Origin of the sequence: Sphingopyxis sp. (genome assembly GCF_965227415.1) — a bacterium.
Lineage (GTDB): Bacteria > Pseudomonadota > Alphaproteobacteria > Sphingomonadales > Sphingomonadaceae > Sphingopyxis.
The window spans coordinates 621,370-637,943 of record NZ_OZ245749.1 but is presented as its reverse complement, the minus strand read 5'-3'; the positions used below and the strand labels follow the sequence as shown (position 1 = coordinate 637,943).

At 64.0% G+C, this 16,574-nt stretch carries 14 protein-coding genes and 1 tRNA gene; 9 read left to right on the top strand and 6 right to left on the bottom strand.

All coding sequences use genetic code 11. From position 1 onward, the window contains the following. Positions 1–90: 90 nt before the first annotated feature. From ACO055_RS03005 to ACO055_RS02990, 4 genes are all read left to right on the top strand, one after another. Positions 91–957 (top strand): Rossmann-like and DUF2520 domain-containing protein, encoded by an 867-nt coding sequence (locus tag ACO055_RS03005; RefSeq protein ID WP_422061136.1) that lies wholly within the window; start codon positions 91–93, stop codon positions 955–957. A 56-nt stretch (positions 958–1,013) separates the two neighbouring features. Beyond that, on the top strand, positions 1,014–3,302 hold the full coding sequence (locus ACO055_RS03000) for an ATP-dependent helicase (protein ID WP_422062399.1): 2,289 nt from the start codon (positions 1,014–1,016) through the stop codon (positions 3,300–3,302). A gap of 72 nt (positions 3,303–3,374) precedes the next feature. Then, positions 3,375–4,283 (top strand): DUF4349 domain-containing protein, encoded by a 909-nt coding sequence (locus ACO055_RS02995; RefSeq protein WP_422061135.1) that lies wholly within the window; start codon positions 3,375–3,377, stop codon positions 4,281–4,283. Between the two features lie 53 nt (positions 4,284–4,336). Then, the gene (locus ACO055_RS02990; protein WP_422061134.1) at positions 4,337–5,383 is read left to right on the top strand and encodes an aspartyl/asparaginyl beta-hydroxylase domain-containing protein; all 1,047 of its coding nucleotides are present in this window, start codon (positions 4,337–4,339) and stop codon (positions 5,381–5,383) included. Positions 5,384–5,693: 310 nt separating this feature from the next. Here ACO055_RS02990 and ACO055_RS02985 read toward each other — a convergent pair. After that, positions 5,694–5,769, bottom strand: a tRNA-Ala gene (locus ACO055_RS02985). A 92-nt stretch (positions 5,770–5,861) separates the two neighbouring features. On the opposite strand from ACO055_RS02985, the gene ACO055_RS02980 reads away from it, so the two are divergent. Then, a complete protein-coding gene (locus tag ACO055_RS02980; protein ID WP_422061133.1) occupies positions 5,862–6,878 on the top strand; it encodes an NADP-dependent oxidoreductase in 1,017 nt (338 codons plus the stop codon). A 12-nt stretch (positions 6,879–6,890) separates the two neighbouring features. On the opposite strand, the gene ACO055_RS02975 is transcribed toward ACO055_RS02980, so the two are convergent. Together ACO055_RS02975 and ACO055_RS02970 are read right to left on the bottom strand one after the other, a co-directional pair. Then, the gene (locus ACO055_RS02975; RefSeq protein ID WP_422061132.1) at positions 6,891–8,291 is read right to left on the bottom strand and encodes a DEAD/DEAH box helicase; all 1,401 of its coding nucleotides are present in this window, start codon (positions 8,289–8,291) and stop codon (positions 6,891–6,893) included. A gap of 116 nt (positions 8,292–8,407) precedes the next feature. After that, positions 8,408–8,926, bottom strand: a complete 519-nt coding sequence (locus ACO055_RS02970) for a hypothetical protein (RefSeq protein WP_422061131.1) — start codon at positions 8,924–8,926, stop codon at positions 8,408–8,410. Positions 8,927–9,109: 183 nt separating this feature from the next. Between ACO055_RS02970 and ACO055_RS02965 the strand changes: the two genes are divergently transcribed. The 3 genes from ACO055_RS02965 (at position 9,110) to ACO055_RS02955 (ending at position 12,021) form a co-directional block, all read left to right on the top strand. After that, positions 9,110–10,534, top strand: a complete 1,425-nt coding sequence (locus ACO055_RS02965) for an FAD-binding oxidoreductase (protein ID WP_422061130.1) — start codon at positions 9,110–9,112, stop codon at positions 10,532–10,534. A 137-nt stretch (positions 10,535–10,671) separates the two neighbouring features. Next, positions 10,672–11,454: a SapC family protein gene (locus ACO055_RS02960; RefSeq protein ID WP_422061129.1), complete on the top strand. Its 783-nt coding sequence runs from the start codon at positions 10,672–10,674 to the stop codon at positions 11,452–11,454. A gap of 12 nt (positions 11,455–11,466) precedes the next feature. Beyond that, positions 11,467–12,021 (top strand): cytochrome b, encoded by a 555-nt coding sequence (locus ACO055_RS02955; RefSeq protein ID WP_422061128.1) that lies wholly within the window; start codon positions 11,467–11,469, stop codon positions 12,019–12,021. Positions 12,022–12,038: 17 nt separating this feature from the next. On the opposite strand, the gene ACO055_RS02950 is transcribed toward ACO055_RS02955, so the two are convergent. Beyond that, complete coding sequence (locus ACO055_RS02950; RefSeq protein ID WP_422061127.1) at positions 12,039–12,221, bottom strand: DUF1674 domain-containing protein; 183 nt, start codon at positions 12,219–12,221, stop codon at positions 12,039–12,041. A 73-nt stretch (positions 12,222–12,294) separates the two neighbouring features. Between ACO055_RS02950 and ACO055_RS02945 the strand changes: the two genes are divergently transcribed. Next, complete coding sequence (locus tag ACO055_RS02945) at positions 12,295–13,593, top strand: RsmB/NOP family class I SAM-dependent RNA methyltransferase (protein ID WP_422061126.1); 1,299 nt, start codon at positions 12,295–12,297, stop codon at positions 13,591–13,593. Here ACO055_RS02945 and ACO055_RS02940 read toward each other — a convergent pair. Together ACO055_RS02940 and ACO055_RS02935 are read right to left on the bottom strand one after the other, a co-directional pair. Further along, complete coding sequence (locus ACO055_RS02940; protein WP_422061125.1) at positions 13,585–15,348, bottom strand: TRAFs-binding domain-containing protein; 1,764 nt, start codon at positions 15,346–15,348, stop codon at positions 13,585–13,587. The genes ACO055_RS02945 and ACO055_RS02940 overlap by 9 nt on opposite strands. Next, entirely contained in the window at positions 15,345–16,544 is a 1,200-nt protein-coding gene (locus ACO055_RS02935) for a YARHG domain-containing protein (RefSeq protein ID WP_422061124.1), read from the bottom strand. Before ACO055_RS02935 ends, ACO055_RS02940 begins: the two co-directional genes overlap by 4 nt. Positions 16,545–16,574 lie beyond the last annotated feature (30 nt).

The window sequence follows — 16,574 nt, the reverse complement described above, 5'->3', positions numbered from 1 at the left end:
CGCTTTGGACGCCATCGCCCGCTTCGCGCAAGCGGAACCAGCATCGCGGTCCTTGGCGAAGCCGCTGCGAACGCGCTAAACGCCGAAATCATGGACAATCATCGATTTCGGCGCTTCGCCATCATCGGTACGGGCCGCGTGGCGCAAGCGCTCGCGCTCGGCCTCGCGCCCTATTCGGCCGAACCCCTCCTGCTGTGGGGGCGATCGCCTGAACAGCTCGCCGCCGCGGCCTTGCGGACGGGCGCCGCCGCTGCTTCGCTCGGTGAAGTGGCAAGCAGCTGCGATGTCATTGCCATCGCGGTTTCGGACGATGCACTGGCCGCCGTTGCCAACGCGCTGGCCGCCGCGATCGCCGACAATGAGACCCCGTTCGTCTTTCACGTCAGCGGGCGCAGCGGCGTGGCGGTTCTGGAACCCCTGCAAGCAGCGGGCGCGCTGACCGCGGCCATCCATCCTGCGATGACCTTTACCGGACAGCCCGAAAGCGAAGTGGCCCGCATGGCGGGTGCGCGCTTTGCAATCACCGGCTCGACTGCGGCCGCTGCCGAACTTGCCAGGAGCATCGTCGGCCTGCTGAAAGGCACTGCGGTCGCGATTCCTGAGGAGCGCCGCGCTCTCTATCATGCTGCGCTTTGCCACGCGTCGAATCACCTCGTCACGCTGTTGAGCGGTGCGACGCACGCGCTGGCGACGGCGGGCGTCGATGATCCCGCGGCGCTGCTCGCACCGCTGGTTCGCGCGTCGCTCGAAAACAGCCTCGAGCACGGTTTCACGGCACTGTCCGGTCCCTTGCTCCGCGGCGATCATCAAACGATCGAGGGTCATCTCGATGCTCTGGAGGCCTATTGTCCCGATCTGCTTCCGGCATATCGCGCGATGGCGCTCGCCACCCTCGATGAACTGGAACGTCCGGGCGCCCCCGACGCTTCGTCGACTCTGCGGCGCAGGCTCGTCTAGCCGCGCCGCACTGGACAGCCCGACCGCTGTTCCCTAATCGTTCGCGCGTGACCGATATCTCCGCCTCTCTGCCCGACGCTTCCGATCCGCCGTATCTCGCCGGCCTCAACGGGCCGCAACGGCAAGCCGTGCTCACCACCGAGGGCCCGGTGCTGATGCTCGCGGGGGCTGGCACCGGCAAGACTGCGGCGCTCACCGCGCGGCTCGCGCACATCATCGCAACGCGGCGTGCATGGCCCTCCGAAATTCTGGCCGTGACGTTCACCAACCGCGCCGCGCGCGAAATGCGCGAGCGGATCGGCCGCATGATCGGCGACGCGGTCGAGGGCATGCCCTGGCTCGGCACTTTCCACAGCATCGCGGCAAAGATGCTCCGCCGTCATGCCGAGCTTGTCGGGCTGCAAAGCAATTTCACCATCCTCGACACCGACGATCAGCTTCGCGTGTTGAAGCAATTGATCCAGGCCGAGGGACTCGACGAGAAGCGCTGGCCCGCGCGCCAACTCGCCGGCCTCATCGACAAATGGAAGAACCGCGGCCTCGTGCCCGGCGACCTCGATGCTGCCGATCGCGAATCCTATGCCGATGGCAAGGGCCAGCATTTCTACGCGCTCTATCAGGCGCGGCTGAAGACGCTCAACGCCTGCGATTTCGGCGACCTTCTGCTCCACATGCTCGTGATCCTGAAGACGCATCGCGACGTGCTTGAACATTATCAGCAACGCTTCAAATATATCCTCGTCGACGAATATCAGGACACCAACGCCAGCCAGTATCTCTGGCTGCGGCTGCTCGCGCAGACCCGAAAGAATATCTGCTGCGTCGGCGACGACGACCAGTCGATCTATTCGTGGCGCGGCGCGGAGGTCGCGAACATTCTCCGCTTCGAAAAGGACTTCCCCGGCGCGACGGTGATCCGGCTCGAGCAAAATTATCGCTCGACGCCGCAAATCCTCGCGGCCGCCTCGGCGCTGATCGCCCAGAACAGCGACCGGCTCGGCAAGACCTTGTGGACCGATCTCGACGCGGGCGACAAGCTGCGCGTCGTCGGCGTCTGGGACGGGCCGGAGGAAGCACGCCGCATCGGCGAAGAGCTCGAAACCCTCCAGCATCGCAAGATTAGCCTCGACCGCACCGCCATCCTCGTCCGCGCACAGTTCCAGACACGCGAGTTCGAGGATCGCTTTATCGCGATAGGCATGCCGTACCGGATCGTCGGCGGCTTCCGTTTCTATGAGCGCGCCGAAATCCGCGACGCTCTGGCCTATCTGCGCCTCGTGCAGTCGCCCGCCGACGATCTTGCGTTCGAACGCATCGTCAATGTTCCGAAACGTGGGCTTGGCGACAAGGCGCTTGCACGCATCCACCAGTTCGCGCGCCATGAGCGCGCGCCGTTGTTCCATGCGGCGTCGCGGATCACCGAAACCGACGAACTCACCGCGCAGGCACGCCGCCAGCTCGCCAATTTCGTCGCCCAGATGCGCAACTGGCAAAGCAAGGCAAATACCCTGTCGCATCCCGAGCTGACCCAGCTGATCCTCGACGAGTCGGGCTACACCGCGATGCTCCAGGCCGATCGCAGCGTCGAAGCCGCCGGGCGGCTCGAAAACCTCTCCGAACTCGTCCGCGCCATGGAGGAGTATGAAACGCTCGAAGAATTTCTCGAGCACGTCAGCCTCGTGATGGACCGCGACCAGAACGACGAGACCGAAACGGTGACGATCATGACGATCCACGCTGCAAAAGGCCTCGAGTTCGACCATGTCTTTCTGGCTGGGTGGGAGGATGGCGTCTTCCCGTCGCAGCGCTCGATGGACGAGGGCGGGACCGCCAGCCTCGAAGAGGAACGCCGCCTCGCTTATGTCGCGATCACCCGGGCACGCCAGCGCGCCAGCATCTACCACGCCGCGAACCGCCGCATCTATGGTCAGTGGATGAGCAGCATTCCCAGCCGCTTCATCGGCGAGATTCCGGCAGAGCATGTCGACAGCGAGAACAGCTTTGGTGGCGGCGCGAGCCTCTGGCGTGCAAACTGGTCGGCGCAGGGGGATCCCTTTGCGCATGTCGCAGAGCGGCAGCCGTCGCGGATCATGACGCGCGGTCCGGCATGGCAGCGCGCAGTCGCGTCATCGTCGACCGTCACGCGGGCGCCGGCCCCCAGCGAAAAAGGGCCCGCCGCCTCGGTCGGCGCCAAGCCGCGCTCCGATCTCGCGATCGGCATGCGCGTGTTTCACGAAAAGTTCGGCTATGGCGAGATTGTCGACATCGACGGCAACAAGCTGGACGTCGAGTTCGACCAGGCTGGCAGCAAGAAGGTTCTCGACGGCTTCGTTCGCGCCGCCTGATTTTCATTGTCAACTATATCGGTTATGATATGCCATCTCCTGCGATCAGTGAGTCGCATTGGGAGAAACTTCATGAAAAATAAGCTCTTAGCGGGCGCGATGGCGCTCGCCCTGGTCGGCTGCTCGGAAAAGTCGGCCGAGGATGTCGCCGCAACCGAAAGCCCAGCCGCACAAGCCGTCGCAGAAAGCGAGGGCGCAGCCGATGCGGCCGCCACGCCGCGGATCGGAGTCGACGCTGCCCCCGGCGTCGCCTTCGATTACGCCTATACCTTTCGCCTCGCTGACGATCGCATCTCGAAAATTCAGGAAGAGCATGCCGCCGCGTGCGAAACCCTCGGGGTGCAGCGCTGCCGGATCGTCGATGTCCGCTATCAGCTGAGCGACGAAAAGCTTGTCGAGGCGCAGACGCAGTTCAAACTCGATCCCGGCATCGCGCGCAAATTTGGCGCCAATGCTATCGCAAGCGTCGAGAAAGCCGAAGGCGTGCTCGCCGACGCGAGCGTGGCGGGTGAAGATGTCGGCACCGAAATTCTGGCGTCGCAGCAACGCAGCGCCGGCTCCGAGGCCGAGATTGCGCGGCTCGAGCAGCGGTTGAAAGCAGGCGGTCTCGACAAGCGCGAGCGCGCCGAACTGCTTGCGCAGATCGGCCAGCTGCGCGGTGAACTCGGATCCGAACGCCAGAGTCGCCGCTCGGGCGAAGCGCGCATCGCGTGGATAAGCCTCGCGTTCAACTATGTCAGCGACGGCGGATTGCCTGGCATCGGCCACGAAAACCCCTTCGCCAGCGCGGGCGAAACGCTGATGCGCAGCGGCTGCACCGCACTGTCCTTCATCCTGACGCTCGGCGCCGTGCTGCTGCCCTGGGGCATCCTTCTCGCGCTGGTCGTCGCTGCTTGGCGCAGCCGCTTCATGGTCGCCGTCCGACGGCAAATGCGCGACAAGCCCGGGACAAGCGATCCCGCCTCCCCGCCCGCAAGCTGACGCAAGGCAGGGCGTCGCTTGCAAAGGTCCGGTGCCGCGGTATGGCTTAGGCCATGACGGGGCAAATGACATGGCTGGACCAGGCGCGCGACGCCCATCGCCGCGGCGACGTCGCGGCGGAGACCGCCGCGCTCGATGACGCGATCAGAACCGATCGCGGCAATATCGCTGCCATTCTCGCGATGGCTGAACTCAAGCGGCGACAGCAGGATGATCGCGCTGCCGGGAGTTTCTATCGTTTGGCTCTCGGCACCGCCGCGCAGGCACGGAGCGTTGCGACAGCGCTGCACCCCGGACTCCAGCGTGCCGAGGAATTTCTGGCGGCCACCGAGCGCGCCTTTGCCGATCATCTTCTCGGCCAGCTTCGCGATACCGGCATCGATCAGCGTAATGCGACGCCGCGCGTCGCCGAAGCTTTGCGCATGCTGGCAGGCGAGCAGCAGCTTTATCTGCAGCAGCCAAGCATGTTCTATTTCCCCGGCCTCCCCCAACGCGCTTTTTTTGAACGCGGCGCGTTTGACTGGGTCCCGGCAGTCGAGGCCGCGACCGATGCGATCCGCGCCGAGCTATCGGCGCTGATCGACGAAAATGGCGATCATTTTGGCCCCTATGTTACCGCGAGCGCCGATCGCCCGCCCCCCAACAACCCGCTGCTCGACAAGCCCGATTGGGGAGCGGCGTGGCTGTGGAAAGATGGCGAAGTGGCCGACGGCATGGCCGAAATTTGCCCCCAGGCGTTGGCGGCGCTCGCCCATGCGCCGCAGCCGATCATTCCGGGCCGTGCCCCGCTCGCGCTCTTCTCGCGCCTCAAACCGGGGACGCACATCGCGCCGCATCACGGTATGCTCAATACCCGCCTGATATGCCACTTGCCGTTGATCGTCCCCGACGGTTGCGGCCTTCGTGTCGGCGCGGACACGCGAAGCTGGCGCGAGGGCGAACTGATGATTTTCGACGACAGCTTCGAGCATGAAGCGTGGAACCGCGGCACAAGCGATCGCACCATATTGCTCTTCGAAATCTGGCGTCCCGACATCTCGCCCGACGAGCGCGATCAGCTGACGCGCATCTTTTCGGCCATCGACAGCTACAGCGAATGAACAGGCGCTAAAAATCTTCTGTCCTACAAAATATGGTCGCGGTAACCTGCCCCCCATGCACCGTCTCACAACCGCCCCGCAAGTCGCCCATTTTCGGATCAACCGATCAGCCGTCGGCGATGGCCCTAAAGCCACAAAGGACACAGTTTTGGGCGTTACGTCCGGGGCTTTTGTGGCTTTAAGGGCGCGCGTGACGCCGCTTACAATGCAATTCCGGAATGAAGTTCGGCGGTTTTGCGCGGCTCACGAACGCCGCAAGTCACAAATATGACCCGGTCTTGGACAGCACAGGCTCTTGGGGAAAAGTCGCTGGTGGAGCCGAGGGGAATCGAACCCCTGACCTCTGCAGTGCGATTGCAGCGCTCTCCCATCTGAGCTACGGCCCCGCGACCGGGCGGCTCTTAACGACACAGAATGACAGTGGCAACGGCTTTTCTGAGCATCGCCATGGACGCCGGATAAAAGGGGTGTGGGGACTATGGCCAAGGCATGGCATCTGACCAGCCGTCCGCAAGGACTGCCGACAATCGACAATTTTGCGCTGCGCGATCTTCCCGATGGGCCGCTCGAACCCGATCAGCTTCGTGTGCGCAATCTTTGGCTGTCGGTCGATCCCTATATGCGCGGTCGGATGAACGATGCGAAAAGCTATTCGGCAAGTTTCCAGATCGACCAGCCGATGACCGGCGGCGCGATCGGCGAAGTGCTCGAAAGCACGCTGGATGGCTTCGCGCCGGGCGACCTCATTCTCCACATGGGCGGCTGGCGGGACGGCGGGATCATCGGGCTCGACATGATGCCCAACAAATTGCCTGCCGACTTGATCGCGCGCGGCATGTCGCCTCAGACTTTCCTTCACAATATGGGCCTCACCGGCGGCACCGCCTGGATCGGCCTGCTCCGCGTCGCGGCAGCAAAGCCCGGTGATACCGTCTTTGTATCGGCCGCGGGTGGCGCGGTTGGCTCAGCCGTCGTCCAGATCGCCAAAGCGCGCGAAATGACCGTCATCGGCTCGGCGGGCGGCGCCGACAAATGCGCCTGGGTCGACGACCTCGGCGCCGATGCGGTGATCGATTACAAGGCAGGCGCGGTGCTGCCTCAACTTGCGAAGGCGCTCGAAGCCCTCGGCAAGCCGGGCATCGACGTCTATTTCGACAATGTCGGCGGCGAGCATCTCGACGCGGCCTTTGCCGTCGCCAACGACTTCGCCCGTTTTGCGATCTGCGGGATGATCGACGTCTACAACGACGGCAAGGCGCAGGAGATGAAATATCTGATCCGCTCGATCCCGGCGCGGATTCGGATGGAAGGCTTTATCTACACCGACCAGTTCATCGAGTGCATGGAGGAATTCTATGCCGACATGGGCGGCCTGATCGCGAGCGGCGCAGTGACGATCCGTGAAACCGTGCGCGACGGGCTCGAAGCCACCCCCGACGCCTTCCTCGGCCTCTTCTCGGGTCAGAATATCGGAAAGATGCTCGTCAGACTCTGACGAGCAACCGCCTCAGCTGTCGAAACCGACCGACAGGAACCCCGGCATCGGCCCGTTCCAGCCGTCGTCGGGGCCGTCATCATTCTGGCGTGCCGCGGGGGCAGGCTTGCGGACCGGGGCTTTCTTCTGCGGCGCGGGCTTCGGTGCTTCTGGACGGGCTTCGGCCGCAGGCTTCGGTTCGCTTGCGGGTCTTGCCGCAGCGCCCCTGCCACGACCGCCACGTTCCGATCGGCCGCCGGCGCGCCGCGGCTCACGCTCTTCTGCCTCGGCTTCGGGCTTCGCAGCCTGCGCCTTCGGGGCGCCGCCGCCATGAACGGGAATGGTATAGCCGGTCAGCTTCTGGATGCTGTCGATCGCTTCGTCGTCCGAGGGCGTGACCAGCGTGAAAGCGCGGCCCTGGGCACCGGCGCGGCCTGTTCGGCCGATGCGGTGGACATAATCGTCGGGGTGCCAAGGCGCGTCGAAATTGAACACATGGCTGACGCCCTTGACGTCAAGGCCGCGTGCCGCGACGTCGGATGCGACGAGGATATTGATGATGCCCTTCTTGAACCGGTCGAGTTCGGCGGTGCGGCTCGACTGGTCCATGTCGCCCTGAATCTCGCCCGCCTTGTAGCCAAAGCGTTGCAAGGATTTCGCCAGTTCGCGAACCGTCGTCTTGCGGTTGCAAAAGACGATCGCGGTGGAGATGTCCTCGACCTCGATCAGGTCGCGGAGCGCATCCTTCTTGCCGCGCTCCGACGTCTTGACGAGGAATTGTTCGATATTCTCGTTCCGGCTCGCTGGACGCGCAACCTCGATCGTCTTCGGATTCGACAGGAATTTGTCGGCGAGCCGTTTGATCGGCGCCGGCATCGTCGCCGAAAAAAGCAACGTCTGCCGATTCGCAGGCAGCTTGGTGCAGATATTCTCGATGTCGGGGATGAAGCCCATGTCGAGCATGCGATCCGCTTCATCGATCACGAGCAGGTTGCAGCCCGTGAGCAATATCTTGCCGCGCTCGAACAGATCCATCAGTCGGCCGGGCGTGGCGATCAGAACGTCGACGCCCTTTTCGAGCGCCTTGACTTGATCGCCCATCTGCACGCCGCCGATCAGCAAGGCCATCGAGAGCTTGTGATACTTGCCATATTTCTCAAAATTTTCCGCTACCTGCGCCGCGAGTTCGCGCGTCGGTGCGAGGATCAGCGAACGCGGCATCAGCGCGCGGGTTCGGCCGTGGGCAAGTATGTCGATCATCGGCAGCACGAAGGACGCGGTCTTGCCCGTCCCAGTCTGCGCGATCCCGATGATGTCGCGCATCATCAGGACCGACGGGATCACGCCCGCCTGAATCGGCGTCGGTTCGTCGTAGCCGGATTCGGTAACGGCGCGCAAAAGTTCATCGGAAAGGCCGAGGTCGGCAAATTTCATAAGGTCAAACTGTCCGGAAAATGTGTCAGCACGGCGTCCCACGCCAACCGTTACTGCGGGGGCCATTGGGGAAACGGTAATGAAAAGTCAAGAAAAGGCGGCGAATCCGCGTGCGATCAATCCTCGTCGCGCGGCACCGCCACCAGCAGGCGGAATTTATCGATCTCGCACTTCGCACCGGTACGTGCGTGAATCTGGTCGCGATCCTCGCAAAGCTGGCCGTCCTTGGTGCCTTGCATGTAAAAGCCGGCATAGAAATCGAGCGCCCGACAGCCGCGGTTGAGCTGGGCGCGCAGCCGCTGCTTTTGCCGCGTGATGATGTCGATGCTGTCGCGCTCGGTTGCCTGCATGCCCAGGATATTTCGCATCGCGACGCATTTCGGCGCCTTCTTTTCCTTCCACTCCATCGGCACCTGCCGAACGCGGACGTCACGGATCAGCGCGGCGCCGAAATTGTTGAGCGACGATCGTTGCGCAGGAACACGAATGATAAGCTGCTGCTCGATCACGACCTGCCAGAACGAGGAGGATGCGTCGGGGGTGGGCATCGCAACCGCCACAGGTGCATCGGGCAACGCCGGCCCCTCGGCCGCGGGACCCGCCACCATCATCCACAGGGCCGCGACCGTCAGCACGACCGTGCTGCCATCCCTTCGGCGACCTGACGGAAAATGATGTTCACTTTGGCTCCCGCATCGATGCTGGACGAAAATTCGATATTCGTCCATGCCCGCTTTAACAACCATGATTGAACACCAAATGAATTGCTGTCGATGCCCCAGGCGTCGGCTGCCAATCATTTCCGGAAGCCCAGCTGCATGAGACGTCCACCCTCGCCCGCGCTGCTTCGAGCATTGTCGGACCTGTTGGGGTCGAGGGGATACACCGTCGATCCCGACACGATGGCGCCGTGGCTGACCGACTGGCGCGGCAAATATCACGGTGCCGCTGCGGCGTTGCTGTCGCCTTCCACGACCGAAGAGGTGGCCGCGGTCGTCCGGCTTTGCGCTTCGGAAGGAGCGGCGCTGGTCCCGCAAGGCGGCAATAGCGGCATGGTGGGCGGAGCAACACCGGATGCGACCGGCGATCAGATCCTGCTGAGCCTGAGGCGAATGAACCAGATTCGCGTGTTCGACGTTAAGGCAGGCATCGCCGTTGCCGAGGCGGGTGTGATACTCGAGAATTTCCACAACGCCGCGCTGGATCGGGGGCTGCGTTTTCCGCTGACGCTTGGCGGCAAAGGATCGGCGACAATCGGCGGGCTGGTGTCGACCAACGCAGGCGGAACGCAGGTGCTTCGCCACGGCACAATGCGCGCGCTGGTCGCGGGAATAGAGGCGGTGCTCCCCGATGGCAGCATTTTCGACGGGCTAGCGCCGCTGAAGAAGGACAATCGCGGTTATGATCTGCGGCATCTGTTCTGCGGCGCCGAAGGGACGCTGGGTATTGTGACCGCCGCCAGCCTACGCCTCGTGCCGGCGGCAGCGGCACGGCGAACAGCGTGGATCGGGCTCGAATCGCCCGACATGGCTCTTGTGCTGCTGCGTCGGCTCGACGCCGCCATCGGCGCGCCGCTCGAAGGATTCGAGATCATCCCGGAACGCTGCGTCGAAGCCGTCCTGTGCCATATTCCACAGACGCGGCATCCGCTGTCGAGCACTCATCGATGGCATGTGCTGGTCGAACTCGCCGGCGATGACGACAACGCACTGGCGGCGGTGCTCGAAGCTGAACTGGCCGCCGCACTCGACGCAGGCCTGATCGGAGACGTCGCAATCGCCAAAAACGACCGCGAGAGCGAGGATTTCTGGCGCCTGCGCGATTCCATCTCGGAGGCCGAGCGTGCCGAGGGGCCCGCCTTGCAACATGATGTCAGCGTCCCGGTGGATTTGATGCCGCGGTTCATCGCCGACAATCCCGGACGCCTCGACGCCGCCTTTCCGGGTGCCCGGGCGGTGTCGTTCGGCCATCTTGGCGACGGCAATATCCATCATCACGTCCAACCCCCAGTCGACGTCGATGGCGCTGCCTGGATTGCCGGACATGGTGCTGCCGCAAGCCGCCTTGTGTATGAGCATGTCATTGAGCTTGGCGGATCGATTTCGGCCGAGCATGGTATCGGCCAGATGAAACGCGATATCCTGGCCGAGCTCGACAGTCCTGCGCGCCTTGCGGCGCTCCGCGCGATCAAGGCCGGCCTCGATCCCGCCGGCCTGTTCAATCCGGGAAAGCTGATCGGCTGACTAGGCTTTTGGAGTAGGTTCTACCCTGCGCGATAAATGGGGCCATCTGCCCTTGCGTCGCGGCGCGCGGGCCAATAAGGCGCGCCATTGGCTTTTTCACCCCAACTGTCTTGGGGCATTTTACCTGGAGTTTCATCATGGCGACCGCGCCCGACAACAACCTGCCGCTCTTCTACAAGGATCTAGTTCCGCTTTCGAGCGTCGATCATGCAGACTTTCACGCGCGTCCGCTCGACAATGCCGAGTTCCTCGTCAACCAGCACGCGGTTCCGCTGACGTCGGACGAGTTCGTATCGGCATGCCGCTTTTTCCCGATCGTCTTCTCGGCAGGCGACAATCCGGTGCCGCTCGCGCTGATGGGCCTCAACGAGGGCGTGAACACCTTCGTCGATGCCGATGGCAAGCTGATCAATCCGGTCTATGTCCCCGCCTATATCCGCCGCTATCCGTTCCTGCTCGCGCGCCTCAATCCCGACAGCGAAGACCTTTCGTTGTGTTTTGACCCCAGCTCGGGCGCGATCGGTCAGTTCGACGAAGGCGATGCGCTGTTCGAAAATGGCCAGCCGACCGCCCCCGTCAACGCTGTGCTCGAATTCTGCAAGAATTTCGAGGAAGCGGGCCAGCGCACCGGTTTCTTCATGGAAGAACTCAAGAAGGCCGACCTCCTGATGGACGGTGAAGTTGCGATCCAGCCCGAAGGCAGCGACAAGCCCTATATCTATCGCGGCTTCCAGATGGTCGACGAGAACAAGCTGCGCGAGCTGCGCGGCGACGTCCTGCGCAAGATGATGCAGAACGGCAGCCTCGGCCTGATCTTCGCACATCTCTTTTCGCTTCAGCTGATGCGCGATGTGTTTGCCGAACAGGTTCGCGCAGGAAAGGTGCCCGAAATCCTCGAGGTTCCGAACCCCGTCGCCTGAGGAGACTGACCCGTGGCCACCAACGCCGAAGCCGGAACGACCGCCGGTCCGCGCTACACGAAGGTGGCCATATGGCTTCATTGGCTGATCGGTCTGGCAGTCGTCGCCAATATCGGCCTCGCCATGCTTACCGAAGGCCTGCCGCGCGACGCTCATCGCGCGGCAATGGGCGTCCACAAGGCGCTGGGCATGGCGATCCTGGCGCTGACGTTGCTCCAGCTATTGTGGCGGCTGACACATAGGGCGCCACCGCTACCCGCGGCGATGCCGTCGTGGCAGCGGTGGACGAGCGGTCTCGTCCATTTCCTGTTTTATGCCCTGTTGATCCTGTTGCCGCTGTCGGGCTGGGTGTGGATGTCAGCCGCCGACCGGCCCATCGATTTCTTCGGGCTGTTCACCATTCCGTCGATCGCCGCGCCGAGCAAAGCGGTCGCCGATGTGCTGCACGACCGGCACGAAACGCTCGGGCTGATGATGCTGGCGCTGGTCGCGCTCCATATCGTCGCTGCGTTGAAGCATCAGTTTATCGATCGCGACCGGCTATTCGCGCGAATGAATCCCCTTTGATCGCGGGGCGGCGACGATCAGAAGTCTATCGCAATGCCCTTGAGCTCCCAGTCGCCATAGCGCACGGGGTTGCGACCGCCGGGCTGATCCTCGGCTTTCTCTTCGTGGATCGGTTCGGGCGCAGGCAGCGGAGCGTTCGTCCAGTTCGCCGGCGCCTTGACATGGGCGGGGCGCTTGGTCGCACGGGGCGTACCGCCCATATCGTTTGTTTCGCTGCTTTTGGCCATGACCGGCCCAACATAGGACGTCCCTTGCCGCAAGCCAACCATAACCATGGCTGATCGCCGCCCTCGCCGCGGTCGTGGTCCGGCTGAAGCCGATCCTCCGGGCACCGGGCTGCGGCGCGCCGCGCTGCGCCTGATCGATGCCGTGTTGCGCCGCGGCGATCCGCTCGACGTTGCGTCGCACGCCGCCACGCAGGGGCTTGCACCAGCCGACCGTGCGTTCGCAATCGCGATCGTGTCCGAAACGCTGCGCTGGATGGGCGACATCGATGCGTTGATCGACGGCGCGACATCGCAGGTGCTTCCCGACGATGTGAAGTCGCGCGCCGTGTTGCGGCTCGCGCTCGCGCAATTGCTTGTCCTCAAGACTCCGCCGCATGCCGTGGTCGCGACGGCGCTGCCGCTGGTGGCGGGCGGTCCACGGCGACTGGTACATGCCATCTTGTCGCGCGCGCAGCAGGATGGCTGGGAGCTTCCCGAAAGCGCCAATCTGCCTGAAGCCGTCGCCGAGCGCTGGGCTGGGCAATGGGGCGAGGATATTGTTGCGGCGGCCGCGACGGCATGGAGCATTGCCCCGCCGGTCGACCTCAGCTTTGCGGTCGAACCGGGCGCGGACGAATGGATTGACGCACCGACACTCGCGCCGCTTCACCGCCGCCTGCCACGCGGTCAGGCCGTCGAGGCCATGCCCGGCTTTGGCGAAGGCGGATGGTGGATACAGGATCTGGCGGCCAGCCTGCCCGCACGCCTGCTTGGCAAAGGCGAAGGACGCCGCGTGCTTGATCTGTGCGCAGCGCCGGGTGGCAAGACGATGCAGCTGGCGGCTGCCGGCTGGGACGTCGTCGCGGTGGATTCAAGCGCCAAGCGAATTGTCCGGCTGGCCGACAATCTGGCGCGCACCGGCCTTCCTGCCGAGGTCGTGCAGGGCGACGTTCGCAAATGGGAGCCCGAGGGGCGCGTCGACGCTATACTGCTCGATGCCCCCTGTACCGCAACGGGCATCTCACGCCGGCATCCCGACGTTCTTCACCGGATCGAACCGCGCCAGATTGAGGAAATGGCGGCGCTTCAGGCCGAGCTTCTCGACCGCGCCGCTGGTTGGCTGAAGCCCGACGGCAGGCTTGTCTATGCGACCTGTTCGCTCGAAAAGGCCGAAGGTGAAAATCAGGTCGCGGCATTCCTCGAACGGCATCCCGACTGGGTCATCGAACCGGCGTCCCCCGATGAGCTGCCCGACGGGATCGAGCCTGATGCCAGCGGCTTCATTCGTACCCTTCCCGGCATGCTTGCCGATGTGGGCGGACTCGACGGCTTTTTCGTCGCGAAGCTCCGCGCCCCTTCAGCTTGAACGGCGAGAAAGGCGATAGAGCGCCAACTCGCCATAATCCTTGGCCAGCTGAACCTTGCCGACATAGTCGCAGTCAAAATCGCGCGCGCTTTCGAGCGCTAGCATCGCGGCGAGCGGCTGGGTGCAATAAACCTGCCCGACGAGCGTGACCGGCTCGATGCGTGCCGTTCGCGTCACTTCGGTTCCATACCAAAGTTCGTTGCCGACGATGGGATCGACGCCGCGATAGATGGGGCCGAAATGAATGCCGGTTCGCATTCCGGCTTTGTGGCCTTCCAGGCCGAGGCCCGCAGGCAACACATTGAGCTTTTCCTGCATCGCCAGCGCAATTCGCGCCGCGGTCGCGGGATTGTCGATAATCGCGTAAACTGCATCGCCCCAGGTATTGCGGAACAGCACGGCGCCGCCGAAATCGTCGAGAATACGGCCGATCCCGCCCATCACTTCGGCCGCGAAAATCGGTAGCTCGGCCTCGCCGAGCTTCGAGAAACCGGCGAAGTCGGCGAACAGGATCGCATATAAGCCGCGCCGTGTCCCCTCGGGCGGTTTCGGCGCGAGTGGAAAGTTCAGGTTGCGGTCAAGATCCGCGACCGGGATGGTCAGCGTTTGCTCACCTTTCGATCGCCAGAGTGCGATATCCGCGTTGGTGCCGGCGATCTCGGCGCCCATCCGGGCCGTGACCTCTGGGTCGACAACCGCAAGCTGGATCGCAGCCGTTTCCAGTTCGCGAGCGCGGAGCTTGGCAAGGCCCATCGCCGTATGCGATCCGAGAATGAATTGGCAGTCGTCGCTGACATAGCGCGCGGTGCTCGCGAAGTGGACCATGGCGGCGCCGTCGCGACAACGGATGTAGCGCGGGAGCCAAGCCTCCCCGCCCGACCGTACCGACTGGGCGATGAAATCATCCTCGGCAAAGGGCAGCACGATCGTAAGGTCAATCCCGCGTTCGAGCGCGGCTTCGGCAAACAATATGTCGGCGCCGCAAGCAAGCGGGCCGATCAATGCGGACAGCGGTTGGGCGTCGAGTGCCCCGGCAATCGCGCGCACCGCGTTTCCTTCGCCCTCGCCGCCCGCCAGAAACATGCGACCGCAATAGACACCGACCGGCGCCGGACGCAGGAGATCGACGATCGCCTTTGCGTGATCGGCATCGACCGAACCGCTAGCGAGCAGGCGCAATAATTGCCGGCATGTCGAGGCTCGATCCCCGGCGCCTGCCTGGTCCTTCGTCGCGCGGGCGTGCGCCAGCGCTTCGTCGCCGCGCCCGAGCAGCAACAAGGCCTCGACGAGCGTTGCCCGGTCCCAATAAGAGTCCCCAGCGCCGTTGGCGGCGATTGGTCCGGCGAGAGCGACCGCGCGTTCGCGTTCACCCAGAATCGCGTAAAGGCTCGCTGCGTTGATCGCGGGAAAATCGGCGCCCGATACTCGAAAAGCGCGGTCGTAAGCCGTCGCCGCCTTTTGCAAGAATGATAGGCGTTCCACACCGTCGTGATCGAAAGCCTCGTCTTTCCAGATGCGCCCGGCCAGCGCGAGGCAATCGACGTCGGCCGTCGCTGCGAGGTCGAGCTGTTCGTAAAGATGCATCGCGCCAAGGCTGTCACCCGACGCGGCAAGTGCGCGCACCATCAGATAGCGTAACCGTGGACTCTCGACGCCCTCGCGCCGCGCCGCGACGGCGCAGTCGAATGCACTGAGCGCATCGCCCTGCCCCAGACGATGCGCGACTTCCGCCTCGACAGCGGCGCAATCACTCATTGCGCGGCGTCTTCAGCCGTTTTCAGCAGCGCGACATTGGCCTTTTCGATTGGTGACAGCGACACGGCGTCGGTCGTCGGGCTGTACCAGCCGAACTGGCTGAAATGCGCTCGCAGCCTCGGATCCTTGAAGCGCAGTCCATGGCGCGCGAAAATTTCGTTGCGCGCGATGCGCAGCTCGAGCGCGCTGTAATTGCCCAACTCGTCGGCGGACAACAGGCGATCGGATGAATCGGGAAGGACGACGCCGCTGCCGCCGACGCCGGTGGGCATCGGTTCCGCGGTCGGCGGTGGAGGGCTGGCCGCGGCCCCGCCTTCGATCAGCCGGATATATTTGCGGAACATGAAGCCCGTCGTCCCGTCGGCCTTGCGGACTCGCCACCACGGCCCGCGCTGTTTGTAGGTCAGGAACTTCTCGCCATCGAGGATTTTGCCCACGATGGCGGCTTTGGTGCTCCCGCCCGAGCGGATGTTGGTAAAGCCGTCGGGGTCGTCGATCACCGCCGCGAGCGTAAAGGCTTCGGCCGGGCCGCTATCGGCCGCGCCCGACATTTCCGCCCCGGGCTTTTCAGCCGGCGCGGCAACGCCTTCGACCGCCGAAGGAGCGGATCCGGGCGTCGGTTGAAGCAGTTTCCACGCCAGCAAGGCGATCGCAATCGCGGCGGCCGCGACCAACGCCCAAGCGAGCGTCAACGCCAGGGACGAGGATTTCCCTTCCACCGGGCGAGTCTGCCCATCACCTGGCGAAGGCGGCGCCGCAGCAGCAAGCGCGGGCCTCGGTTGGGGCGGCGGCGGTGTCAGGGCCTCTCGCCCGCACAGCTCCTCCAAGCTCATCAGCACCTTGCGCCAGCTGCCATGCGCGGGATCACCGTTCCAATCGCTCAGGTCGGCGAATTGGATCTGGTTGAACGGCAGCGGCGGCATCACATCGTCGATTGCGGTCTGCACCAGCTTTTTCTGGTTGCGCGCGACATCGGCTTCGGCCCGCACCCATTCCGATTGCGCCGACGCGTGCGACCAGACGACAATCGCCGCCTTCGCGCTGCCGATCTTTTCGGTGATGACGTCGCCATAGGAGCGGTGCGGAGGCAGTTCGGCATCCCACCATACATCATAGCCCGCCGCGGTCACCGCAGCAGCAATATCCGCCACGCGCACCTTGTTGTCGCGCGAGTAGGAAATGAACACATCAACCATCGGCTAGCCCCTTTGGCGAGAGGCTAGCCG